Here is a 22,858-nt window from a genome sequence, read left to right as displayed (position 1 = left end):
ACATGCAAAATATCTCGCGTTATATATTTGGTTTCATCATGATACTAGGCTCTTGTAGCTTAGTATCATGTAAAAAGAACGACAAGAAAGCGGAAACTCCTTTAACGGTTACCAACTATTTCCCGAATAGTGGGAGTGGGGGTACTTTAGTTACTATTAAGGGTACAGGTTTCTCTGCCGAAGGCAAAGTTTCTTTTGAAGGAACGGATGCTGTTGTTGTTGCGCAAAATGATTCTGTATTGGTTGTACGTGCGCCACAAGAAGGTAAAACCGGCCAGGTGGTATACGCAGCCAACAGTAAAACAATTAACATTGGCAATTACACTTACCAAGCTTTATCATTAACAAGCTTCGCACCGAAAAATGGTCCTGCCGGTATGCACGTGCGTATTAGCGGTGCGGGTTTCAGTAGCTTGAAAAGCCCGGCAGAAGTTACCTTGAATGGTAAACCTGCTACCGTGGTAAGTGTGTCAGATACTTTATTAGTAGCAGAAGTACCTGAAGGTGCCGGTTCTGGTGCTATCGTGGTGAAGGTGGATGGTAAATCATCTACTGGCGATATCTTCAAGTTCCAAGCCGTGAATACTATGAAGCCTATTACGGGTGCCGGTGGTACCCGCGTAGTGATTAAAGGCGATGGTTTCGATGCCGATCCTGCGAAGAACTTTGTGGAGTTTAATGGTCGCCCTGCTACCGTGGTAGCTGCTAGTTTAACCGAGTTGGTAGTTACTGTGCCGGTAGAAGTTACTACAGGTCCGCTTTCTGTAACAGTAGGAGGACAAAGAACACCGGGTCCTACCTTTACAAAAGTTCCCCCGCCCACCATCGATGGCGTAACGCCGTTATCTGGCCCTGCGGGCCAAGAAATGACCATCACCGGTTTGAACTTCTCTACAACAGCAGATGAGAACGTAGTGAAGATTAATAATATCGCTTTCCCTGTTAAATCGGCTACAAGTAACAAACTCGTATTGTCTATTCCTGCCGGTATAGGAACAGGTAAACTTCAATTATCCGTGAACGATCAATTGGTACAAGGACCAGAAATTAAGGAACAGAACCTGGGTATTGTGAGTGCGGTACCGTCCATGGGCTTAGCCGGTACAAAGGTGACGATTACAGGTGTTGGTTTTAGTACAAACCCTGCGGAGAATGAAGTTACTTTCAATGGATCGAAAGCAGTGATTGAAAGTGCAACGGAGAACATGTTGGTCGTAGTGGCACCTTCGGATCTAACGTCAGGTGCGTTAAAAGTGAAACGTGCTACATTAGAAGCCTTTGCACCATCGAGGTTCTTACGTGCAGGTATTATGACTTTAGCGGGTGGACCTACTACCTCTTTACCTGCTGATTTAGATGCTTTGGTAGTGGATAGTAAGGGTAACGTATTTGTTACGGCTAACAGAACGAGTTGTATTTATAAGATTACGCCAACCGGTAGTTTTTCATTGTATGCCGGTGCACCGGGGCAGATGGGTTATGTGAATGGTCCTGTGGCTGAATCACGATTCGTACAGTTGAATGGTATTTGTATTGATGCGCAAGATAACTTGTATGTTTCTGAAGTGGGGAATGGGAATAACATTCGTATGATAACGCCGGGTGGGATAGTAAGTACCTTGCGTACAGGTATGTCGTCGAACCCGGGAAGAATTATGGTTGATAAGGATAATAATTTATACCTCACGCAAACATATGCCGGTGTATTGAAAATATTGCCTTCTGGTAATACGGTTCGTGCCTATAATCGCACTGCATCGGATAATAGCCGTCCTGTATTAGACAACTTGTGTAACTTATATGTTACCGGTGATGATTATGAAGCATATATTGGAATAGCACCTATTTCCGGTAACATTAGGTACGATTTCATTGGTTCGTCTGAGCCTGGTTTTGTTGATGGGCCGTTTAACATCGCGAAAGTATCATACGGCGTAAGTGGTATGGTACGTGCAGCAGATGGAACGATCTTGATTATGGATAGAAATAACTTCGCTATCCGTAGAATGGATATCAATAAGCAAGAAATGTCGACCGTGTTAAAAGTAAGCTCTACAAGAGGCTATCAAGATGGTGCATTTGAAAATGCTCGTTGGTGGAACCCGAATGATATTGCCCTTGATAAAGATGGTAATATTTATGTAGTGGATGGAAATAACAGGGCCGTTAGAAAGATTTTCCTACAGTAGTTTGTATATAAAAATCCTGTAACAGCAGTATACGTAATACCCGTCTCTTTCCTAGGGACGGGTTTTTTGTGCCAGCTTACACTAGGATATATGCTTTTTGTTATATATCCTGCTTTTCAACCAGTTAGTAATTTCTAACGATTGAACGCCGCTTGATCCTACTGCGCTAAATAATATGCCGAGCCTTTGACTTCCCTTTGAAAAGCCTTTAACTTCCCTTTGAAAACCCTTTGAAATGCCTTTAACCTGCCTTTAAAAGACTTTAACGCCCCTTTGAAAGACTTGGAGGTGCCTTTGAAAATAGCTGGTTTGTCAATGGAAGATGCTAACATCCAGCTGAAATGATTATTTTATTAGAAATCCATTAACCTATGCCGGTAACGAAAACTGCCCAAGCGCACATGGTCAAATTCAAACAAGAAGAAAAAATCAAAAAGTATACAACTACGTACGACCTATTGCATCCTACATTCAACACTTCGTGGACTTCAAAAGCTTTACCAGCAGGTGTTTCGGTACGCGGTATACTTTCACTCGTAGCTTGTATTTTCGTGTTAGTAATAATCTACTTAGACTTTAAGCAAGGAAATGGAAAAGGAGGGATCGTGTATGTAATGATCGTATTGTTGATTATTTTATTTGGGCAATATTTTGATCGTACTTTGTTTGATCGTTTACGTTTCGATGCTAATGGAATACAAGTTAACAAAACATTGATTGGATGGGGAGATGTTTTGGAAACGGGTATCATGGAAGATAAACATGGAGGAATTTATCTTATCATATTCGAAACTGGTGGCATTCGTAGGAAGATTAACCTCGCGTATCACGGAAATTATTACGAAATTGCTATTGTGTTGGAGCAATTCAAATCCCAAGCACGCTAATACCACATGGATAAAACTGCCCAAGCCGTTAAAATTTTCAGTGAAGTAGCTCAAGTGTACGATGAGAAATTCTCGGATGTAAGCAAGTACAAACTAGGCCTCGATCTCTTTTGCAGCTTATTGCCCATGGATCATCCCAAAGTGCTAGAATTAGCTTGCGGTCCTGGCAATTTATCCAAGTACCTTTTAACCCATGTACCCGGTTTGGAACTACTAGGCACCGATTTGTCGGAAACAATGCTGGCATTTGCCCGGGCCCATAACCCGGAAGCACGCTTCGAGCTGCGCGATGCAAGAGATTTGAGTGGTATCGACCAGCAGTTTAACGGTATACTTTGCGGCTTTGGGTTGCCTTATTTCACCAAAGAGGAAGCCGAAAAATTCATCCATGAAGCATACAGCGTATTACCGCCCGGCGGAGCTGTATATGTAAGCACCATGGAAGACGATTACGAGAAAAGTGGTTGAAAAACCTCGCCCAGCGGTAACCAATTATTCGTTCATGCCCACGAATACGGCTATTTAACCGGTTATTTCAAAGCGGCAGGGTTTAACATCATCGATGCCCACCGCATACAATATCCCGGCAAAGGCGACGAAATTGTAACAGATTTGATCATTGTAGCCCAGAAATAGCTTTTTAAGCCCTTTTGCCCGTTAAATAGGCGTAAAAGCCCATGGCGTGGCCATGACCTAGCTTGTACTCGGTTTTTAACCAGCTTACAATATCTCCGGCTTTCACCCCGGGGGCCAATTTCCCCTCAACGGCTAATTTTTTTTGTTCCGCTTGTTTTACAAGCGCAGCAATGGTTTTACCCGTGTTTTTCTCAATATTGTCTAAGTAAGCTTGGAACGACATATGGTTTATTTTCTAGGATGAGTGTAACTTTGCGCCCAATTTACCGAAAACAATGAATTGGAAGACCATCTTTAGATATATTTTCGTCGTTTTTTTAGTGATCATTCAAGCACTTTTTTTACTCGCGATACTGGCCGAGAATACGAACTCCATTGTTATCTCCGCCTTTATTATCGTGTTATCCTGCTTGTTATTGGTTACCTACATAAAGGTGCCTTTGCATCATGAAGATCACTTATATGAACATATACTGGTGGCTTTATGGATTCCCGTAGGCGCCCTTTCTTCCTACTACCTTAATAACCACGTACACCTGGGGCCTGTAATGGCGGCGGGTATTGTGGGTACCATTGCTTCCTTTCTGCCGAATATCAATAAAGAGTCGCATTACTTACAACAATTGCCACCGGCTGTGTACTGTGGGGCGTTTATAGGCATGAGTAGCCCCAATGTGGCTTCTAGTTTCATGTTTATATTGGCAGCGAGTGTGTTTACCGGTATCCTGCTGGTATTGTCGAAGAGTTTGTTCTCGGGGGTAGGTGGTAAACTAGGCACATTGGCGTTTGCAGGGGTGGTTATTACTTCATATTTATTCTTTTTAATCTAAGGGGATGCATACTTTCATACTATTACTGGTGAGTATTGTAGGCGCTACGCTCACTTTTTATATCAACGAACACATGAAGCAAGGGCCGGTAAGATCGTCGGCATTACTGTCGTTAGTGGTGGCTAGCTTGTGTCATTTGTGCGTGGGATTATTGCCAGTTTACCTCGCGAAGAATATTCCCATTGTATTTATTGGATCGTCGTTTATTGGGATGGTGAGTAAGAAGGTATTGTCGAACTACGCGATGATTGGGTTTGCGGGACTTATTTTCTGCTTAGTGTACTTGAATGCGAGCCGCTTTTTTAATGGGTATGGTGGCGCTTTGGGTACATCGGCAGCTATTTCCTTGTTAGCGGTACTTAGTTTGCCAATTGTACGTAAGCACGGAAAGTTTACCAATGGTTTTAACCAACTGCGGAAAATAATGTTTGGGAAGGAAAAGAAGGACGAAAAGCAAGAAGAACTGTAAGGGAGGCCCGGCTTGCTTGTATTGTATGTTGCCCCGTATGAAAATAAATTTTGACACCTATTTTTTATTCACCGAATACCCCTAAATTCAACCATTCAATTCACTCCCTTTTGAAAATTTATCCCGGATGTTCGGACGTATTTTGTTAAAATCCCTCAAATGGCTCGGTATTTCGCTGGCTGTACTGTTACTGGTGAGTGTTACCTACGAACAAATTGTACGCTGGCAATTGGAACGTAAGTTAGAAGACCAACAATTAACGTATGCAGATGTAAATAGTCACCAAGTACATTACGTAAAAAAAGGAGAGGGCCCTTTTACCATTGTGTTTGAATCGGGTTTAGGGGGCGATCATACCATTTGGAAGGAAATCCAAGACCGGCTATCAAAGCAAGCCACTACTTTATCGTACGATCGGAGCGGGCTTTTCTTAAGTGAAGCGTCTAATTTACCGGTCGATAATCAAACCATTTCCGACGAACTTTTCTTACTCTTAGAGAAAACAAACTGCCCGAAACCTTATATTGTTGTTACGCATTCGATGGGTGGAATTTATTTGCGACCATTTATTACGGAACATAAAGAGGATATCTGCGGCGTGGTGTTTGTAGATTGTAGTCACCCGCAACAATTCAAGCGCTCTACAGAAAAGATGTTGCGTGCTGTTCAAGCACCTTCCCCGGCCATGGTGAAATTGTTGGTGGCTACGGGTATTTACAGAATAATGTTTTCTTTTATGCCTTTCTCCCCGGAGATTCCCATGTCGCACCCTTTCCATGCACAGCAGAAAACCTATTTCTATAAATCAATCGATAAAACATTTGAAGAAAGTGAAGCAGTAAATGCCAACTTCGCGGATGCCGAGCAATATACTTCCTTCAATGATCTGCCATTAACGGTTATTATGGGTACCTCGCCAACGCGCTATGCAGGCTTGGGCGATACATCGGTACAAGCAGAATTTTCGAATTTATGGGAAGTATTACAAACGGATTTATTACAACTTTCGCGTAATAGCAAGCTGGTGAAAGCTTCGAATAGTGGGCATATGGTACAAATTAGCGAGCCGGGATTAATAGTATCGGCTGTTGAAGAAATTGTAAAGCGTTAGGTTTATCCCACTGGATTTGTATATTTGAAACCTATCCGTCCACGATTATGAAAAAACGATCGATTTTAGTGTTCGCTTGTATTGTATGCTGCATTGTGATTTTATCGCGCTGTATCGGCTCTAAACCCGCCGACCCGAGAGGCCCTGTTTTCGCGGAAAATACGAGCTGCCGGAATTGTCACCAAGCGGTATACGATGGTTACCTATCTACTGCACATTACGCTACTTCTCATATTGCAAATCCAACTACTGTACTGGGGCCATTTACAACTCCTGGTAATATTTTTCATTTCGCCAATGGCGATGATGTGGTGATGGAAAAGGAAGGAGAACAATTATACCAAGTTTGGAAGCAAAACGGGGTGGTAAAAGACAAAAAAGAGTTCGCCATTGCCGTGGGTTCCGGGCGTAAAGCACAAACCTTTTTATACTGGCAAGATGGGAAATACTTCCAATTGCCCATTTCATATTTCGTTACTACCAACCAGTGGGCTAATAGCCCAGGTTTCCCGGCAGATCATCCTATGTTCGACCGGATGATTCCTAGTACTTGCTTTGGCTGTCATAGTAGCATGGTGGGGGTGCAGGGAAAGGAACGACAAGGTATGCAAGAGTTGGAATTGTTTGAAAAAGGTGTGATGATGGGGGGGATTGATTGTCAACGTTGCCATGGGCCGGGCGCCGAACACGTGGCTTTCCATCAATCCAATCCCAACGAGCGCACAGCGCATTTCATGACTAAAATTGACCAACTTACGAATATGCAAAAGCTGGACATGTGCGCCCTTTGTCATAGTGGTTTAAAACCTATGCAGCGCCCAGCCTTTGAATTTAAACCTGGCGATGCGTTGGCAGATTTCTTAATGCCTATTCCGCCAATGCGTAAGAACGTAGCGGATTTGGATGTGCACGGGAATCAAATGCAATTGCTGGCTGCTAGTAAGTGTTTCCAAAGCAGTGTACAAACAATGAATTGTACAACCTGTCATAATCCCCATGTGAAAGAACGTGATAACCTAGCTGTATTTGCAACAAGGTGTATGACCTGTCATAACGAAACATCCCATAACGAATGCACCCAAAAGCATCTCGGTAAAGAAATGCTGGTCGAAAAATGCATCGATTGCCATATGCCTTTGCAGGCTTCTAATGCCATTACCTTATTGTCTGGCTCCGATTCTACTGCAACACCCGATATGATTCGAACGCATTTGATCGCTGTGTATAAAGACCCAGCGCAAAAGATAATGGCGAAATTGCCGAATGGAAAATAATATCAACTTATTTATAGCATAAAAAAGGCCTCTACCTTGTAGAAGCCTTTTTTGTATTGTAGTAATTGTTGTGCCAAGTATTTTATTTCGTGTCATATTCCTTCATCATCAATTCGAAATAGCGAATCATACGACTGAAGTTTTGTATACTGATATATTCATTGTTGTTATGAATTGTTTGTTGTTCGAAGTTGTTAATGGCAATGGGCATGAAGCGGTATACATGGTCGCTAACGATTTCATACTTATAAGCATCTGTTCCACCAATTGTTAAGTAAGGCGTAACTACCACACCGGGGAAGAGCTTATTAATCGTGCGATTCATTACAGCATATCCTTGTGAATTGATGGGCGATACATTCGACGCTTCTCTTGCTGGTCTTACATCCTCAATTTCTACATCAAACCCTTTGCAGGCATCAGCTAAATGTTGGCGTACATCGGCTACGGTGTTGCCGGGTAATATGCGGAAATTCACCACGAACTCTACTACAGGCGCCAGCACATTCGATGCATCGCTGCCTTTCATTTGGGTAAGGGCGGTGGTAGTACGAATCAGTGCGTTGGTGCTGTGGTTTTTAGATAAGGTATTCAGTAAAACGGGTTGTAATATCCATTGGTTGGCGATGGCCATTTTGCTCGTAAAGCTCATGGTGCCGCCAATGTTTTTAAAGAATTGTTCGATAATTGGGATGACCATCGGTTTCATTTGATGTTCTTCCAAGCGGGTCATAATTATGGCGGCTTTACCCATCGCAGAATGTAGTGGTGGCATGGAAGAGTGTCCACCCAAACCTTTTACCCGTACCCGGGCCGACCAGAAGCCTTTTTCAGCACAGCCAATTAAGGCCACAGAAGCGTTAATTCCACTTAAACTACCTTTTGTAGAAATAATGCCGCCTTCATCGTATACGGCATCGAACGTGATGTTTTTCTGTTTAAAATCTTCCGCGATTTTTAAAGCCCCTTCAGTGCCACCTACTTCTTCATCAAAGCCAAAGGCAAAGTAAATATCGCGGTCGGGTGTAAAGTTAGCCGTGAGCAATTTATCGGTAGCTTCTAAAATAGCAAACAACATGTTCTTCATATCCAAGGTACCACGACCATAAATACGGCCATCTTTTACATTGCCGGAGAATGGGTAATAATCCCAAGCATCCTGTATTTCAGTGATAGGGCCTGCAAACTTATCTTCCGGTTGAAAAAGGTGTGGAGCTGCTGTATCTGCTGGGTTATATTCACCGGGAGGCACCACGTCGTAATGCGATAAAAACAGGATAGGTTTTACCGTAGATTGTTTGCCTTTCCAGTGAAATACTAAGCCATGGGTATTAATGGTATAGAATTCCAGTTTCTCGAAAATTTGAGGGTAGGCATCTTGTAAATAAATACGGAAAGAATCGAACGGAGCATAATTAAACGCCGCGGAATCAACCGTTGAAACAGTAGGTATTTTAATACCACCGGCAAACCGTTGAATAGAAATGGCCGAGATAGGGATTTGTTCCTCTTGGGCCGTAGTTTTTTGAATGGGTGTAAAAGGGTAGAGGAAAGTTTTGACAACAATAACAATGACAAGGACTACCAGTAGTAGTAACAAGCCAAGCACTAATTTCTTCATAAGCTACCTGTTTAATTGCTGAACGGATACTGTATTAACACATCGCTGTCGCAATTGTTCGGAACCCTTTGCTATGGCTGTAAAGCAAAGAACGCCTTGTAGAGAAGGCGTTCTTTGTAAGAAGATTAGAACTTAGGATCGAGCAAAGTGCCTGTTAATGGCTGAATGCCGGGTTGGAATGGATCAATGCCGGGGATGTACGGATCAATAGAACCGCAGAAACGTGTAGGTTGTACAAAGTAAACTCTCGAAAGGCCGCAATTGGAAATGACAACGGGTTGTGGTTCACAGGTTTCATTCGCAATGCGTAATAATTCTGCATAACGACGGGTAGTTTTGAACCTTTCCCAGCGGGCAGCTAAATCGGCTTGTAATTGTGCCAAAGTCATGCCATCGCAGATAATACCGCGGATAGGCACAGGCCAAGGACCAACAATCACCGGTTCTTCGGGGCCGATACCTGATTCGAAACCACCGCTAATAGGAGAAACTGGTGTAAACCCAAGTTGACGATAGTATTCTTTACCTTTTTCCTCCAAGTAAATTTTTACAGGAGTTTCACGCTTAATAACCTTGTCGACAGACGCCGTTACAGGTTTAGGTAAAGCAAAAACAAAAGCCGCTACAATGAGGGCTAGTGCAAACGACAGAAAAACAGATTGCTTCATACTGTGAAGTTTAGATAATGAATGAAAAGGATAATTAGAATGGCCGTAGTACAGGCTTTACGGCGTGTGGAATAAAGAAGGCTACCTTTTAGGTGGCGCATTCAAGTATATAATGTAAGGTGAATCCATTGCAATCTCATGTGGTCCATAACATTGTAATATGTCTTCCATGCACAAATAGAATTTGGTTACAAAAACAACACGGGTTACTAGCAATTTAGTGGCAGTAAAACAAACTTAGGGGGATAGGGATGTATTGCGACCGCAGTGGGAAAAGGCACATAAAGTATTGTTGAATTCTGTAGGGTTGCCCCCATAATAAAATAGGATATAAAATGCTTATAAAACTTCTTCTTATTCAAAATAAAGGGTATAATTACTGGAAAGAATAACACCTATGAACCTAGCTGAATACAAGCCTAATCTACTTAACCTCCCTAAGTTTAGTGAAACTAACTTGGTATTAACCGATCATTGTACTACTGATGGAGACGAGGGGACTTACTATTATCAAACTTGGGAAAGTACTCAATTTAAAATTGATGTACGTTTAACGAGTGACCTTCTCATCGAGTATGGACTGAACATAATTCATATAGATCAACTTGCTCCCACATCTTATTATCAAAAGTTCAAGAATTTTATTCCTCCTTTAGTTAAGCAATTAGAACAGGAACAATTGAATTTTACGCTTACTTATTTGGAGGAGAATATTGGAAAAGAACGGTTTACACAAAGATGGGTGTGTGGTACTGAAAGATTAGAAGTGAAATTGGATGAATCATGCCAAGTTAAAAATTACTATTATTATTCAGAGAAAGATGGCCAATATGGCGAGCGGTTTTATACTGTAGATGGCCAACTATATAAAGTAGTGGAAAGCGATGCGGAAAGGAATAAACAAGTAAAAGAGTTTAGCTTACAAGGGCAATTAACGGCTGCATATTCCGAAACTGGTGGTATAAAAGTGGGATTAGCAAGCTATTATACAGAGGATGGACAACTAATTGGTGAGATAGACTATGATGTTTATCCCACCCATACAATTGGATATAGAAACGCGAGGCAAATAGCAACTGTAAATGGCGTAGATTTTCCTGCATATACACAAAGTCTTACATGGTATTTTAAAACGTATAATTCCCAAAAAGCCATCATATTCGTAGACGCTATGACAGGGGAAGTTGAAAAAAAAGAAGCTCCCAAGCGGCCTGTAATACCGGAAATAATTGAACCGCGAGGATTTATGGAGTTCCTAAGAGAAATGGTAGGTGCAAACAATTTCTATATAGGCGACCATGAAGGTTTTGTTTGTAAAGAAGATTACTTGGATTTATTTGAAGCCATGCGCAACATAGCCGCTGATAAAATGTCGGTTGAAATGATAGAGATCAATGAGCGACATGAAATACCTAGTACGATTACCTACGACATTCAGTTTAGCATAAATAAAGTAGTGAAAAGCTTTTCCTTTTCCTCCATGACTGACTGGATTGAGATTGATTTTATCAGGAAAATAAACGAAGCCCTACGCGAGTCGGGTGCTGTATATACCTTTTATAGTGTCATGGATATACGATGGGGACAAGATTTAGGTTTGGTATTTTTACCAGACGCCACCGCAAAATGTATTGAAGCATATGTTACAAGATCAGGCCTAGATATGTATTGGGGCGGTATTAGAAATTTTGTTGACATAAATACTATTCCATCTTATTAAATAATTTGTGCAATGGCGACTTCTAGAGAAACAATAGAAGTCGCCATTGGTAATATAAACGATGCTTTGAAACAATAAAGTAACCCGCATCATTTAAAATTGTTTCGATAAATTATTTTGAAATATGAAAACTCGCATTACTTTTGTGCCTCGATTTTAATAACCTAACAATGCAACAGCAAGTACTACATAAACAGCAACCGGTTTCCTCCCCGGTTAATTATTTTTTCCTACGCAAATAGGCTGAGTAGTACCCATTTACCTTTACGCACGATTCGTGCATTCGAAACAAAATTTTATGTTACTAAGCATTACAAACACCCGTAAACCGGCTACGGATTTAGGTTTCCTCTTGCATAAGCATCCCGCGAAACTACAATCTGTTAACATCAAAAGCGGCATAGCGCATATCTTCTATTCGGCAGCCACCGAAGAAGTATGTACCTGTAACCTATTGCTGGATATTGACCCGGTTTCCCTTGTACGCGACCACAAAGGTGGCGGCAGCTTTGCCTTAGAGCAATATGTTAACGATCGCCCTTATGTTGTTTCATCCTTGATGAGTACTGCCATTACAAAAGCTTTTACTTCCGCTGTGAATGGTAAGTGTAAGGATAAACCCGAACTCGTAGCAATGCCTATGGACTTAACCGTGGCATTGTCGGTTGTACCCATTCGTGGTGGTGTTGAACTGTTGCAAAACTTGTTCGAGCCATTGGGATATACGGTTAAGGCTACACAATACAAGCTAGACGAGAATTTCCCGGAGTGGGGCGATAGTCATTACTATACAGTGGAATTACAACATCATATTACCGTGCAACAATTATTGTCGCACCTATACGTGCTTATTCCCGTGATGGACAATGTGAAGCACTATTTCGTCAATGAGGACGAGGTGGAGAAGTTATTGGCAAAAGGAGAAGGTTGGTTAGAGCAACATCCCTTTCAAGAATTGATCGTTAAAAGATATTTACGGTACAGGAGTACATTATTGAAGGAAGCCAATAGTGCCTTGGATGTGAAAGAAGAGGAGGCGTTGGTGAACGAAGAAAGTGGCAAGAAAGATGCGTGTCAACCCAACTTACATGATCAACGTTTAGCAACTGTGCGTGATGCACTACTGGCTACGGAAGCAAGCGCTGTGCTTGATCTGGGTTGTGGTGAAGGGAAGTTGCTTCGTTTGTTGCTCGAGAAGCGCCAGTTTACCCGCATCTTGGGTATAGATATTTCTTTGCATGTACTGAATTACGCGAAACGTCGCTTGAAATTCAACCGGTTGTCGGAAGAAGAATTAGGGCGTATTACACTGGCACAAGGTTCTGTATTGTATAAAGATGAACGCTTATTGGGATATGATGCAGCCGCTTTGGTGGAAGTAATCGAACACTTGGAGGAGCATCGTTTACAGGCATTGGAAAAGAACTTATTCGGGTACTTACAAACACCGCATATATTCATTACTACACCTAACAAAGATTGGAATAATACGTTCACAGAAGACAATTCGAAAATGCGGCATACTGATCACCGTTTTGAGTGGACACGTGCAGCGTTTGCAGCATGGTGTGAAAAGGTAGCGACTACATATCCATACAAATTTGTGATCAGTGATTTGGGTGATGCGCACGAGGTATATGGAGCACCTTCACAATTAGTGCACTTTACAAAAATTTAAACAATGGACATTAAAATACCAAAACTCTCACTTGTTGTGCTTATAGGCGCTTCTAGCGCCGGCAAAAGTACCTTGGCGAGAAGATTATTTAAAGATACAGAAATCATCAGCAGTGATGCTTGTCGTGCTATGGTAAGCGACGACGAGAACAACATGGATGCAACGAAAGATGCCTTCGAGTTATTGCATTTTATGGTAGAAACGCGTTTGCGTAGAGGCTTACTCACCGTAGTAGATGCTACGAGTGCTCGTATAGAAGACCGGGCGAAACTGGTTGCTTTAGCGAAGAAATACTATGTAATGCCTGTTGCCATTGTGTTGAACTTACCACTGAAAATATGTGCTGAACGGAATAGGGAACGTGCAGATAGGAATATACCTTTCGAAATTATAGCCAACTTTGTTACGTTGGTGAAACGTGCTGGGAGAAACTTAAAAGAAGAAGGATTCAAACGCGTTTTTGAATACCGAAACCAAGAGCAAGTAGATAATATTCAACGGGTATTCCGGGAACGAATGTTCACCGATAGAAGTGACATAACTGGCCCCTTCGATATTATCGGCGATGTGCACGGGTGCTACGATGAATTGTGCTTATTGTTAGAGAAATTGGACTATAAGATCGATAAAGCGAATTACTGCTTAATGGAGAACAATGGTCGTACGCTCTTGTTCGTGGGCGATTTGGTAGATCGTGGACCGAATAGTGCAGGGGTTTTACGCTTTGTGATGAATGCGGTAGAAGCTGGTCAAGCTTTAACGGTGGTGGGTAACCACGACAATAAGTTAATGCGTTGGTTAAATGGTAAGAAAGTGGAGGTGAAAAATGGCTTGGAATGTACGGTGAAAGAAATGGAGGCCGAATCGGCGGAGTTCAAGCACAAGGTGGAGAAATTCATATTTGAAATGGCGAGTCACTACGTGTTGGATGAAGGTAGATTGGTAATTGCGCACGCCGGTATACGAGCCTCCATGATCGGAAGGGCATCGGCAGGTATCCGCGATTATTGCATGTACGGTGAAACCAATGGAGAAGTAGATGAATTTGGGTTACCTGTTCGTTTAAACTGGGCTACTAACTACAAAGGAAAGGCAATGGTTGTATTTGGCCATACACCTATCTACGAACCACAATGGTTCAACAATACCATTGATATTGATACCGGCTGTGTATTCGGGCATAAATTAACCGCATTACGTTACCCAAGTAAGGAAATTGTACAAGTAAATGCATTAGCTACTTACGCGGTATCAAAACGTCCCATAGAGAAACCGGCGGTTAGTATGCAACACGAGCATGATGCTTTGTTGGATATAGATACCGTGTTGGGAAAACAATTGATCTCATCTCGTTTAATGGATACAATTACCATACGCGAGGGAAATGTTGCGGCGGGGTTTGAAACGATGAGTCTTTTTGGTATTGATCCTAAATGGTTGATTTATTTACCGCCTACTATGTCGCCCGCGGAAACGAGTAGCTTGCCTGGCTATTTAGAGTATCCAACGGAGGCCTTCAGCTATTATAAAGAGCATGGAATTGAGAAAGTGATTTGCGAAGAGAAGCATATGGGTTCCCGAGCCGTGGTAATTGTTTGTAAAGATGTGGCGGCTGCGGAAGCTAAATTTGGTGTGGGAGATGGAAAAATGGGGGTGTGTTATACAAGAACAGGCCGGGCATTTTTCGGAGATGAAGCATTAGAGCAAGCGTTTATTCGCAATATTGCCGGGGTATTAACAGAGCGGGGTTTTTGGGATGAATTTCATACAGAATGGGTGTGTTTGGATGCCGAATTAATGCCATGGAGTGCGAAAGCGCAAGGATTGATTCAACACCAATACGCAGGAACGGGTAGTGCAGCTAAAAACGCTTTGCATGCAGTTAATAAGGTATTATCTAACGTGAAAGATATCCCGGGGATCGAGCAATTACAAGCAACATTCACAGCGCGGGAAAGCATGGCCAATCAATTCGTGGAAGCATACGGTCGTTATTGCTGGGAAGTACAATCGTTAGCAGATTATACATTAGCGCCGTTCCATTTATTGGCAACGGAAAAGCAAACGTATTTCGACAAAGACCACGTTTGGCATATGGAAACATTGCAAAAATACTGTGGTGGAGAAGGGAACGTAATGCAAGCAACAGCCTATAAAATCGTTGATTTTGCCGACCCTGCCAGTGAAGCCATAGCAACGGAATGGTGGTTAGCACTAACTGCAGCCGGAGGTGAAGGCATGGTTGTAAAACCTATGCAGTTTATACACAGGGGCGAGCGTGGCTTAGTGCAACCGGCCATTAAAATACGGGGTATAGAATACTTGCGAATAATATATGGATTGGGGTACACGGAAGCCGCTCAATTGGAGCGCTTGAAACAACGCGGATTGAATACCAAACGTGGCTTAGCCTTACGCGAATTCTCGTTAGGCGTAGAGGCATTAGAGCGTTTTGTTGCGGGCGAGCGGTTAACAAGTGTGCACCAATGCGTAACGGCGATATTGGCGCTTGAAAGTGAGCCGGTGGATCCTAGGTTGTAAAGCAGATTGTTTGTTGTAAGATAAGGCTGTATTGGGTTTTATAAGGCGAGTAGTCGTTTTTGTAAAGTCTATGCAGCCTTTATAATTATTTTTCGGTGGGAAAGTAAGCCTGTATGCAAAGCAGAAATTATCTTCAAAATAATGCTAAAAAAATTAGCAAATTGGATTTTTTGTTGTACATTTGTGTCCGCTTAATTCCTCATAAAGCTTTTAATAAAAATGACAAAACGTTAACCCGATCACTATGCAATTTCTGTTTTGTTACCTGCGCTTTGTAGAGGAGCGAATCATGTTTTTATTTCACATTTAAACAAATTTATCAACTAAGAAAAAACCATGAAAAAGTTGTTTGTGCCCGGCGCTATTGTCCTAGCGTTATGTATCCTTATTGTTGCTTGCAGAAAAGAACATACTACACCGCGTGTTGTAACTGCACAGTCAAAGGTACCTGTACATATTGGCGTAACGGGATTTACGCAAAAAGTAGACAATAATGTCCAAGCCCGCCAAGATGTTGGTGGCAATGTAAACCACTTGTATTATTTAGCGTACGATGATAATACACAACACGTAGCTTCTTACAGGATTACTTCGGCTGCTGATCCTAATTTTGGTGAGGTATTCGATACCTTGTACCCAGGTCGTTATAATGTAATTCTTATTGCTTCTCCTGAGAATTTATTAGGTGAGATCAACATTGGTCAAATGTATGATTTCAACTATGCTAATAGTGGCTTGCATTTCCCGGGATTAGACTCTTTACCTTTACCTAGTTTGTTCTATAAGAAACTAGTTGTTGATGTAACCACTACTGGTCGTGTTACGATTGATACCGTTACTTTAGAAAGATTAAACGGTAGCTTGGAAGTTCGCATTTTAGATGCTGTTAATTATGATCCAATGATAACAACGACTGTAACGGTAGATGCAGAATCGGCGGGATATTATTTTGCCTATGATTACCCATCATTTGCTTCTAGCGATAGTATCATTAAAAAATTGAGAAGATTACCTACCGGTTATTTCGGCGACTTTATGCTGAATACTGCGCGTGCATTCACTATTAACATCGAGCAAACGAATTTGTATACTGCGCAAACTACAGTAAAGCAAATTCACAATGTTAGATGCGAACGCAATAAACGTACAATTGTAGAAGGTCGTTTGAATAATGGCAACTTTGTAGTACGCGTTAATGATGCTTGGAATGGCGAAATTTTTGTGCCATTCAAACAAAAATAATTGCCAACTTAAGCCCTATAAGTATGAATACCCAGTGCGAGTAATTTACTTGCACTGGGTTTTTTTATGTCATAAACTGTATTGTTTATTTGGCATTGATATATGGGTGTTATCGATTAGAAGTATTCATGAAATGAATGTTAGTATAAGTGCTGATGAAATTATTTGCATCGGGTAAATGTTTTAGAGGATGGTGGCATAAATAGGAGACGATGCGAGGTATTGTCTGAACTGCCTTTCGTTTATTATTTATCGAAGCGGTTTCTCTCGAGATAATAATGGTTAAATCTACCTATCAACTTCCCAATAAAGTGGCCATTATATAACCAAGGAGTTTTACCAGGGAATTGTTAAAGTCTTGTAAATGTAATGGTGAATATTCATAAGTAAACAAACGTTTACTTACTTTTGTATTGAAATAAAGAATGCAATGCGACCGAAGAATACCCAAAAAGAGCAAGCTATCAAGGATATAGCCTTGAAAATCATAGCAGAAGAAGGTCTTGAAAACCTAAGTATGCAGAAGTTAGCGAAGGAAGCGAATATCTCCCCGCGTACTATCTATTTGAAATACACCGATAAAGACGACCTGTTAATCAAATTATATATCGAGGAAGTGATTGGCGCATATGAACACGCCATTCTGCATGGATTTAAAGAAGATTTGGATTTTGAAAGAGGGATACAGCTTATATGGACCAATGCTTTCGCTTTCTTCAAAGAACGCCGCGAAGCCTTTGCTTTGATGCAATACGGGAAATCGTCGCCATTATTGAATAAGTCGTACCAAGAACATCAAATTGAAGAAGGGATGTTTTTTAAGCCCATCCACAACTTTTTACAATTTCATATCAAGGCTAAAAGAATCAAGCCATTTCCAATAGGGGTGTATAGGGCCTTATTATTTGCTCCTTTGATGGACTTAGTGAATGAATATTTCGAGTATATGGACAGGCCCAAACAATTAATTACAAGTAAGATTTTAAAAGAATGCTGCCAGGCAGTTGCCCAAGGCGCCTTGTTAACAACCATTAAATAAATAACCATGCAATCATTGCTCAACAAATCAATTGCCATTATTGGCGGCGGCCCTGGTGGCCTTACCTTAGCACGCTTATTACAAATGCGCGGCTTACAAGTAAAAGTCTATGAACGTGATGAACACGAACATGTACGCGTACAAGGTGCTACATTAGATTTACATGATGACTCGGGTTTAAAAGCCTTGGAAGCAGCCGGCCTTATGGATGCATTCAAAGAGAACTATAGACCCGGCGCCGATAAAACCCATGTTGCCAATAACCAAGGCGATATCGTATTCGCAGAAAATGAAGCAGCAGAAAAAGGCTTTGATCGCCCAGAAATCGATCGGGGCCCTTTACGTAAAATCTTGTTGGCTTCATTACAACCCGGCACAGTACAATGGAATGCCCAAGTGAAATCCATGTCGCCGGAAGGTACAGGTTGGCATCTCTATTTTTATAATGGCAGCGATGTGTACGCCGATATCGTAATTGGAGCAGATGGCGCCAATTCCAAAACACGTGCACTACTTACGGATATCAAACCATTTTATGCCGGTGTTACGATTGTAGAAGGTAGTGTATATAATGCGGCTGAGGCCGTACCGGAACTATGGAAATTAACCGGTGGAGGAAAGGTATTCGTGATGGGTAATAGTAAGAGCTTGATTTTAAGTACCAAAGGAGATGGCAGTTTAGTGTTTTACACGGGTGCTAATACCCCTGCAGATTGGAGCACAGCTTTCAATTGGGATTTCTCTAATAAAGACAGTGCCCTGGCTTGGTTCAAGGAAGATTTTGCTGCATGGGGAGCAACCTGGTGGCCATTATTCGAACAAGCGAAATACCCGCTAACTGTACGTCCTCAATATTGCATGCCGTTCGACCAAGTGTGGGATGCCCAGTCGAATCTTACCATCGTGGGCGATGCCGCTCATTTAATGCCCCCATATGCCGGTGAAGGCGTAAACATGGCCATGCTCGATGCTTTGGAGTTAGCCGATGCATTTACCCATCCATCTTTTCATTCTTCCCAAGAAGCAATCGCACATTATGAAACCAATATGCGCAAAAGAGCCTCGGCCGTAGCTGAAATGACAATGGAGCAAACTCGTGCTTTGCATAGTGAAGGTGCATTAGAGCATCTAGTAGCGCTTTTTTCAGGTGATCGAAGGGAAGAATAAATGGATTAACAAGATTGAATGGCAGCCGGTTACTAACAATCAATAAAATAAATTCATTATCAATATAAAAGTCCTGCTAGCGTGGGACTTTTTTTATTAATGGCACGAGGTATTAAAAAGCAAAAAGGGCAACGCCGTGTGGAAGCGCGCCCTCTTTTTGCGTGGAGAATGAATGGATTATTGTACGATCACTTTCTTCACCAAGCGTTTGTTGTTATGTAATACTTCGAGGAAGTATATACCATTTGCAACGTTGCTAGTGCTTACAGTGAACGTTTTCGCATTCGGATGCTGGATAAATAGTACTCGTTTGTTGATGTTCACCAAGTTGACACTTACAGGTGACGCCGGGTTGTAATTTTTCAATGTTACAGAAAACGTACTGTTCGGTTGGATGGGGTTAGGATAGACGTTTAAATCGGGAGCATCGTCTTTTTCCACCGTTTTAGCGATCTCGCCGGTTGCAGGACCTACACTACGTGCATTGGCAACCGGTCCGACTACGCTGTAATTGAATGATTCCCATGTGCCTTTCGCTGTACGCCATGAGCTCATGGGCGCCGCGCCGTTCTCAGAGCTAATATAACCGCCGTTGTTGCATAATAGGGAGATCGTCCCGTTGCTGTTGTTTACCCATGTGAATTTCTCCCAGTCTTGTATGCTGGTTCGGTTTGCAGTGATCGGGTTGGCGCCGTTTTCTGAAGAGACATATTTAGCCATGCTGCGCAAAGCAATTTTGCCACCGCCTGCATCGAGTACTGAAAATTGTTCCCAAGTTTGAGGAGCTGTACGGTTGCAAGTCATGGCAATTGTGCCATTTTCACCGCTTACGTACAAATTGTTATTGCCGCGTAAAGTAATCACAGAACCTATAGGAGCACCTGTACCTGGATTAGGGTTACCCGTGCGTTGAATAACCACTTCGTTGATAGCGGTAAGCAAGGAGTTAACACCTGTAGCATCCTGGGAGAGTTCCCAGATCATAATGCCGCTTCCTTGGTCGAATGCTAAATTGGTTTTGGCTTTGATGGTAGTGATACCGTTGTAGCCTACACCGCTGAAAATATCGTTATAAGGATTAGCACCACGTGCAATTAATTGTGCGAAGGATTCCCAAGTAGGGCGACCATAAAATGGTACACCTAACACGAGTTTCGATTTTGGTAAGCCACGACCTAACCAGTAGTTTACGGAAGAAGTGGCATTAGCATATGTTGAGTGGTCGTAACTGTTGAAGTCATAGGCCATGAGCGTATAAAAATCTACCAATGCAAAAGCACTGCTTAAAATACTACCACCATTTGTACCGACTACAGCGCCGGTTAATAATTTGCCCCGGTTATGCATTTCGGTGCTTAACTGGGTCATAAGCGTAATGTAGTTGTTGGCAGAAGCGCCCGCATCGGGGTACTCCCAATCGATATCAACGCCGTCGAGATTGTACGTGTTGACGAAATTAATCATGTTGTTAACAAAGTTGTTGCGGTAAGTGGCATTAGCCGCGAGGGATTCAAACCCGCTATCATCTCCATTATTCCAGCCACCAACAGAGATCAGCACCTTTACATTATTGGCGTGCGCTGTGGAAACAAGACTTTGGAGTTTAGAAGGGTTTTCGATGGCTTGCAGGCCACCGGTTGCTGTGGGTAACAAAAACGCGTAATTGATGTGGGTTAATTTACTGTACTGAACGGCTCCAACGCTACCTGCCCACGATGGCATATAACCTACCACGCGGAATTGTGCCGAAACAGTTGTTGCAATCAACAGGAAAAATAAAAAGAGGTTAAAAAATCGTTTCATGCGGGAACAGTTTTGGGTGTGGAATAAATATTATGAATCGGTTCAAAAATACCGTTTGGTGTAGTATTTATTGCGGAATGGCACCCCTACATTACCACTACAAGGCCAATATTTCTTGCTTAAAGTGGTGTAAGTGTGTGAACTACGTTTTATATATAGCTTAAAAGTACGGGTAGGCGATATGTATATATAATTGATATGTCAATTATTATACAAGAAAAGTTGGGGCGTGCGAAATGATGGCAGCTATTATAAGAGTTGGTCGTTTTTGAGCAATTCGAATACTTTTAATACACCGATCACTTGGGCCGGTTCTTGTAAATAGGTGGCTAAATCGAAGTATTGGACGGCACCAATCTCGTTACTTGGACGAATTTCGCCTTCAATATTGTAGAGGAAGCAGGATTGTTCCATGATAATATGCCCCTCTTCGCCATATGCGGGTGCGGTAATATGACAATAGTAGGTGAGTTGAGATGGGTCGAGTTGTACATTTAGTTCTTCTTCAATTTCACGTTGGAGGGCTAGCGAGGCAGGTTCACTGGGGTCGATTTTACCACCCGGTAGGTACCAAGCATTCTTATTATTACTAAAGGCTAGTAATAGTTTTTTATCCTTCACAGCAATTAAGCCGGCAGTATATAGTTGTTCTATTTGCATCTCGTGGGCAAATTACAAACAATATTTCTAATAGAATTATAGGTACGATTATGGATATATATAGAAAAGAACATCAGCATTCATGAAAAATGTCAACTATGCGAGTATTCTATATGATTTTATGGCTATGTGCACCCTTCTTCGTTAAAGCGCAAGGCACTTTAGCTGAAAACCAGCTAGATGGTTTATTATTATATAAGAGTGAAATGACATCGTGGTATGGTACAGATGTAGTGCGGGAGAAGTTCCCGGGTGCGCTGAAGAGTTTAGGGGGGTATTTTTCGTACCCATCCGGCAATTGGTACAGTTGCGTGTTTTACTCGAAAGATGCTCAACCGAAAGTACTCATTACCATATCATTCGATAGTACCTATCAACTCCAAGAAGCAATTACCAACACTGAAACACGGGAATTCACGGCCGAAGAGCTTGTATATTATAAACTACGTAAAGCCGCTTTCGAGCAAGTAAAACAAGATACTTCGGTTCACCTTTTGCCCAATACCAGCCTTAATTTTGTGCCTTTAGTACATGAAGGGAAGCACAAAGTATACGTACTAAGTGGCCCCAAAGAGCCTAATATCGTATTGTTTGGGAACGATTACCTGTTGTTGTTCGATGATAAAACCCACATAAAGTCCCTTACAAAACTGCATAAACAGGCTGTACCCATAAAATACGATGATAAACAACCCGTTGCGGCTTCATTGCATACCGATACCAACGAGTCGGATAAATATATAACGGCTACCGATATCTGCACTTTGATGTTATATGCCCGGTATGCCGGTTGGAAGCAACATTTTGTTGTATCGCCTTCGTTTGTATCTATTTGGGATTGTGAGAAGGATGAATTGAATGTTATTACAATTGAAGCTTGGCATAAGATATTGGAAGCGCAACAGCAGAAGTAAATGTAATATTGCTTATGAATGGGCATCATAAAACCACCCTTTTTGCATAGAATGGGTGGTTTTATTTTTTATATTGAAGAAGGAACGACAAGGTGACAACTTGTCAATGTGTTTGTTGATGAGCACATTTACACTATAACAACCGGGTGGTTTTATGATTGGGTAAACCTTGGCTAAAAACATCCACATTTACCCTGTTTTTAGCCTTTAATTTGCACCCGAATTGTCTTTTCCTAGGCATGACCTTATCGCCTACTTGAAGTCAATTAAGTGGCCTTATTTTCAAAAACCTTGCAAATGCTTTGCAGCATTGCGTTTGAGGCAAGAATATTAGTGGTTTTGGGCTTATATCCAAGCCAGCAAGGCGTTCTAGCGGAAAAAATATAACTCCTATATATCAAAATATATC

Annotated in this window: 19 protein-coding genes; 14 read left to right on the top strand and 5 right to left on the bottom strand. The window is 41.8% G+C overall.

Annotated elements, in window-relative coordinates:
• Nucleotides 1-2 precede the first annotated feature (2 nt).
• The 3 genes from LX64_RS06770 (at nucleotide 3) to LX64_RS06760 (ending at nucleotide 3,544) form a co-directional block, all read left to right on the top strand.
• Nucleotides 3-2,189, top strand: coding sequence for an IPT/TIG domain-containing protein (locus LX64_RS06770; protein WP_111596847.1), 2,187 nt, complete (start codon nucleotides 3-5; stop codon nucleotides 2,187-2,189).
• Nucleotides 2,190-2,560: 371 nt separating this feature from the next.
• Nucleotides 2,561-3,076: a hypothetical protein gene (locus tag LX64_RS06765; protein ID WP_111596846.1), complete on the top strand. Its 516-nt coding sequence runs from the start codon at nucleotides 2,561-2,563 to the stop codon at nucleotides 3,074-3,076.
• Between the two features lie 6 nt (nucleotides 3,077-3,082).
• Nucleotides 3,083-3,544, top strand: coding sequence for a class I SAM-dependent methyltransferase (locus LX64_RS06760; protein ID WP_111596845.1), 462 nt, complete (start codon nucleotides 3,083-3,085; stop codon nucleotides 3,542-3,544).
• A 172-nt stretch (nucleotides 3,545-3,716) separates the two neighbouring features.
• Here the strand turns inward: LX64_RS06760 and LX64_RS06755 are convergent, their stop codons facing one another.
• The gene (locus LX64_RS06755; protein WP_111596844.1) at nucleotides 3,717-3,935 is read right to left on the bottom strand and encodes a DUF4287 domain-containing protein; all 219 of its coding nucleotides are present in this window, start codon (nucleotides 3,933-3,935) and stop codon (nucleotides 3,717-3,719) included.
• Between the two features lie 52 nt (nucleotides 3,936-3,987).
• Here LX64_RS06755 and LX64_RS06750 point away from each other — a divergent pair, with 52 nt between their 5' ends.
• The 4 genes from LX64_RS06750 to LX64_RS06735 all read left to right on the top strand — a co-directional run bounded on the left by LX64_RS06750 (nucleotide 3,988) and on the right by LX64_RS06735 (nucleotide 7,396).
• The gene (locus tag LX64_RS06750) at nucleotides 3,988-4,542 is read left to right on the top strand and encodes a hypothetical protein (protein WP_111596843.1); all 555 of its coding nucleotides are present in this window, start codon (nucleotides 3,988-3,990) and stop codon (nucleotides 4,540-4,542) included.
• Between the two features lie 4 nt (nucleotides 4,543-4,546).
• On the top strand, nucleotides 4,547-5,011 hold the full coding sequence (locus tag LX64_RS06745) for a hypothetical protein (RefSeq protein WP_111596842.1): 465 nt from the start codon (nucleotides 4,547-4,549) through the stop codon (nucleotides 5,009-5,011).
• 127 nt (nucleotides 5,012-5,138) lie between these two features.
• A complete protein-coding gene (locus LX64_RS06740; protein WP_111596841.1) occupies nucleotides 5,139-6,122 on the top strand; it encodes an alpha/beta fold hydrolase in 984 nt (327 codons plus the stop codon).
• A gap of 47 nt (nucleotides 6,123-6,169) precedes the next feature.
• Nucleotides 6,170-7,396 (top strand): multiheme c-type cytochrome, encoded by a 1,227-nt coding sequence (locus tag LX64_RS06735; RefSeq protein WP_111596840.1) that lies wholly within the window; start codon nucleotides 6,170-6,172, stop codon nucleotides 7,394-7,396.
• Nucleotides 7,397-7,478: 82 nt separating this feature from the next.
• Here the strand turns inward: LX64_RS06735 and LX64_RS06730 are convergent, their stop codons facing one another.
• Together LX64_RS06730 and LX64_RS06725 are read right to left on the bottom strand one after the other, a co-directional pair.
• Nucleotides 7,479-9,017, bottom strand: coding sequence for a M20/M25/M40 family metallo-hydrolase (locus tag LX64_RS06730; RefSeq protein WP_111596839.1), 1,539 nt, complete (start codon nucleotides 9,015-9,017; stop codon nucleotides 7,479-7,481).
• Between the two features lie 125 nt (nucleotides 9,018-9,142).
• Nucleotides 9,143-9,685 carry a hypothetical protein gene (locus LX64_RS06725; RefSeq protein WP_111596838.1) on the bottom strand — a complete coding sequence of 181 codons (543 nt, stop codon included), beginning with the start codon at nucleotides 9,683-9,685 and terminating at the stop codon, nucleotides 9,143-9,145.
• Between the two features lie 397 nt (nucleotides 9,686-10,082).
• Here LX64_RS06725 and LX64_RS06720 point away from each other — a divergent pair, with 397 nt between their 5' ends.
• The 6 genes from LX64_RS06720 to LX64_RS06695 all read left to right on the top strand — a co-directional run bounded on the left by LX64_RS06720 (nucleotide 10,083) and on the right by LX64_RS06695 (nucleotide 19,072).
• Nucleotides 10,083-11,405, top strand: coding sequence for a hypothetical protein (locus tag LX64_RS06720; RefSeq protein WP_111596837.1), 1,323 nt, complete (start codon nucleotides 10,083-10,085; stop codon nucleotides 11,403-11,405).
• 298 nt (nucleotides 11,406-11,703) lie between these two features.
• Nucleotides 11,704-13,083 carry a 3' terminal RNA ribose 2'-O-methyltransferase Hen1 gene (locus tag LX64_RS06715; protein ID WP_111596836.1) on the top strand — a complete coding sequence of 460 codons (1,380 nt, stop codon included), beginning with the start codon at nucleotides 11,704-11,706 and terminating at the stop codon, nucleotides 13,081-13,083.
• A 3-nt stretch (nucleotides 13,084-13,086) separates the two neighbouring features.
• Nucleotides 13,087-15,624: a polynucleotide kinase-phosphatase gene (locus tag LX64_RS06710; protein WP_111596835.1), complete on the top strand. Its 2,538-nt coding sequence runs from the start codon at nucleotides 13,087-13,089 to the stop codon at nucleotides 15,622-15,624.
• A 336-nt stretch (nucleotides 15,625-15,960) separates the two neighbouring features.
• Nucleotides 15,961-16,866 carry a FimB/Mfa2 family fimbrial subunit gene (locus tag LX64_RS06705; protein WP_111596834.1) on the top strand — a complete coding sequence of 302 codons (906 nt, stop codon included), beginning with the start codon at nucleotides 15,961-15,963 and terminating at the stop codon, nucleotides 16,864-16,866.
• 430 nt (nucleotides 16,867-17,296) lie between these two features.
• Complete coding sequence (locus tag LX64_RS06700) at nucleotides 17,297-17,905, top strand: TetR/AcrR family transcriptional regulator (protein WP_111596833.1); 609 nt, start codon at nucleotides 17,297-17,299, stop codon at nucleotides 17,903-17,905.
• 6 nt (nucleotides 17,906-17,911) lie between these two features.
• Nucleotides 17,912-19,072, top strand: a complete 1,161-nt coding sequence (locus tag LX64_RS06695) for an FAD-dependent oxidoreductase (RefSeq protein WP_111596832.1) — start codon at nucleotides 17,912-17,914, stop codon at nucleotides 19,070-19,072.
• A gap of 177 nt (nucleotides 19,073-19,249) precedes the next feature.
• Here the strand turns inward: LX64_RS06695 and LX64_RS06690 are convergent, their stop codons facing one another.
• Together LX64_RS06690 and LX64_RS06685 are read right to left on the bottom strand one after the other, a co-directional pair.
• On the bottom strand, nucleotides 19,250-20,875 hold the full coding sequence (locus tag LX64_RS06690; RefSeq protein WP_111596831.1) for a glycosyl hydrolase family 18 protein: 1,626 nt from the start codon (nucleotides 20,873-20,875) through the stop codon (nucleotides 19,250-19,252).
• Between the two features lie 249 nt (nucleotides 20,876-21,124).
• The gene (locus LX64_RS06685; RefSeq protein WP_111596830.1) at nucleotides 21,125-21,535 is read right to left on the bottom strand and encodes an NUDIX hydrolase; all 411 of its coding nucleotides are present in this window, start codon (nucleotides 21,533-21,535) and stop codon (nucleotides 21,125-21,127) included.
• A gap of 98 nt (nucleotides 21,536-21,633) precedes the next feature.
• On the opposite strand from LX64_RS06685, the gene LX64_RS06680 reads away from it, so the two are divergent.
• Nucleotides 21,634-22,449 (top strand): hypothetical protein, encoded by an 816-nt coding sequence (locus LX64_RS06680; RefSeq protein WP_148707221.1) that lies wholly within the window; start codon nucleotides 21,634-21,636, stop codon nucleotides 22,447-22,449.
• The last annotated feature ends 409 nt before the right edge of the window (nucleotides 22,450-22,858 follow it).

The sequence above is a fragment of the Chitinophaga skermanii genome, from assembly GCF_003259335.1.
GTDB classification, from domain to species: domain Bacteria; phylum Bacteroidota; class Bacteroidia; order Chitinophagales; family Chitinophagaceae; genus Chitinophaga; species Chitinophaga skermanii.
The sequence above is the reverse complement of the archived record's forward strand: the minus strand, read 5'-3'. Positions and strand labels throughout refer to the sequence as shown.

Bases quoted from the DNA above. Each gene is read 5' to 3' on its own strand.
- LX64_RS06770 (WP_111596847.1), top strand. From the start codon at position 3: ATGCAAAATATCTCGCGTTATATATTTGGTTTCATCATGATACTAGGC.
- LX64_RS06765 (WP_111596846.1), top strand. From the start codon at position 2,561: ATGCCGGTAACGAAAACTGCCCAAGCGCACATGGTCAAATTCAAACAA.
- LX64_RS06760 (WP_111596845.1), top strand. From the start codon at position 3,083: ATGGATAAAACTGCCCAAGCCGTTAAAATTTTCAGTGAAGTAGCTCAA.
- LX64_RS06755 (WP_111596844.1), bottom strand. From the start codon at position 3,935: ATGTCGTTCCAAGCTTACTTAGACAATATTGAGAAAAACACGGGTAAA.
- LX64_RS06750 (WP_111596843.1), top strand. From the start codon at position 3,988: ATGAATTGGAAGACCATCTTTAGATATATTTTCGTCGTTTTTTTAGTG.
- LX64_RS06745 (WP_111596842.1), top strand. From the start codon at position 4,547: ATGCATACTTTCATACTATTACTGGTGAGTATTGTAGGCGCTACGCTC.
- LX64_RS06740 (WP_111596841.1), top strand. From the start codon at position 5,139: ATGTTCGGACGTATTTTGTTAAAATCCCTCAAATGGCTCGGTATTTCG.
- LX64_RS06735 (WP_111596840.1), top strand. From the start codon at position 6,170: ATGAAAAAACGATCGATTTTAGTGTTCGCTTGTATTGTATGCTGCATT.
- LX64_RS06730 (WP_111596839.1), bottom strand. From the start codon at position 9,017: ATGAAGAAATTAGTGCTTGGCTTGTTACTACTACTGGTAGTCCTTGTC.
- LX64_RS06725 (WP_111596838.1), bottom strand. From the start codon at position 9,685: ATGAAGCAATCTGTTTTTCTGTCGTTTGCACTAGCCCTCATTGTAGCG.
- LX64_RS06720 (WP_111596837.1), top strand. From the start codon at position 10,083: ATGAACCTAGCTGAATACAAGCCTAATCTACTTAACCTCCCTAAGTTT.
- LX64_RS06715 (WP_111596836.1), top strand. From the start codon at position 11,704: ATGTTACTAAGCATTACAAACACCCGTAAACCGGCTACGGATTTAGGT.
- LX64_RS06710 (WP_111596835.1), top strand. From the start codon at position 13,087: ATGGACATTAAAATACCAAAACTCTCACTTGTTGTGCTTATAGGCGCT.
- LX64_RS06705 (WP_111596834.1), top strand. From the start codon at position 15,961: ATGAAAAAGTTGTTTGTGCCCGGCGCTATTGTCCTAGCGTTATGTATC.
- LX64_RS06700 (WP_111596833.1), top strand. From the start codon at position 17,297: ATGCGACCGAAGAATACCCAAAAAGAGCAAGCTATCAAGGATATAGCC.
- LX64_RS06695 (WP_111596832.1), top strand. From the start codon at position 17,912: ATGCAATCATTGCTCAACAAATCAATTGCCATTATTGGCGGCGGCCCT.
- LX64_RS06690 (WP_111596831.1), bottom strand. From the start codon at position 20,875: ATGAAACGATTTTTTAACCTCTTTTTATTTTTCCTGTTGATTGCAACA.
- LX64_RS06685 (WP_111596830.1), bottom strand. From the start codon at position 21,535: ATGCAAATAGAACAACTATATACTGCCGGCTTAATTGCTGTGAAGGAT.
- LX64_RS06680 (WP_148707221.1), top strand. From the start codon at position 21,634: ATGCGAGTATTCTATATGATTTTATGGCTATGTGCACCCTTCTTCGTT.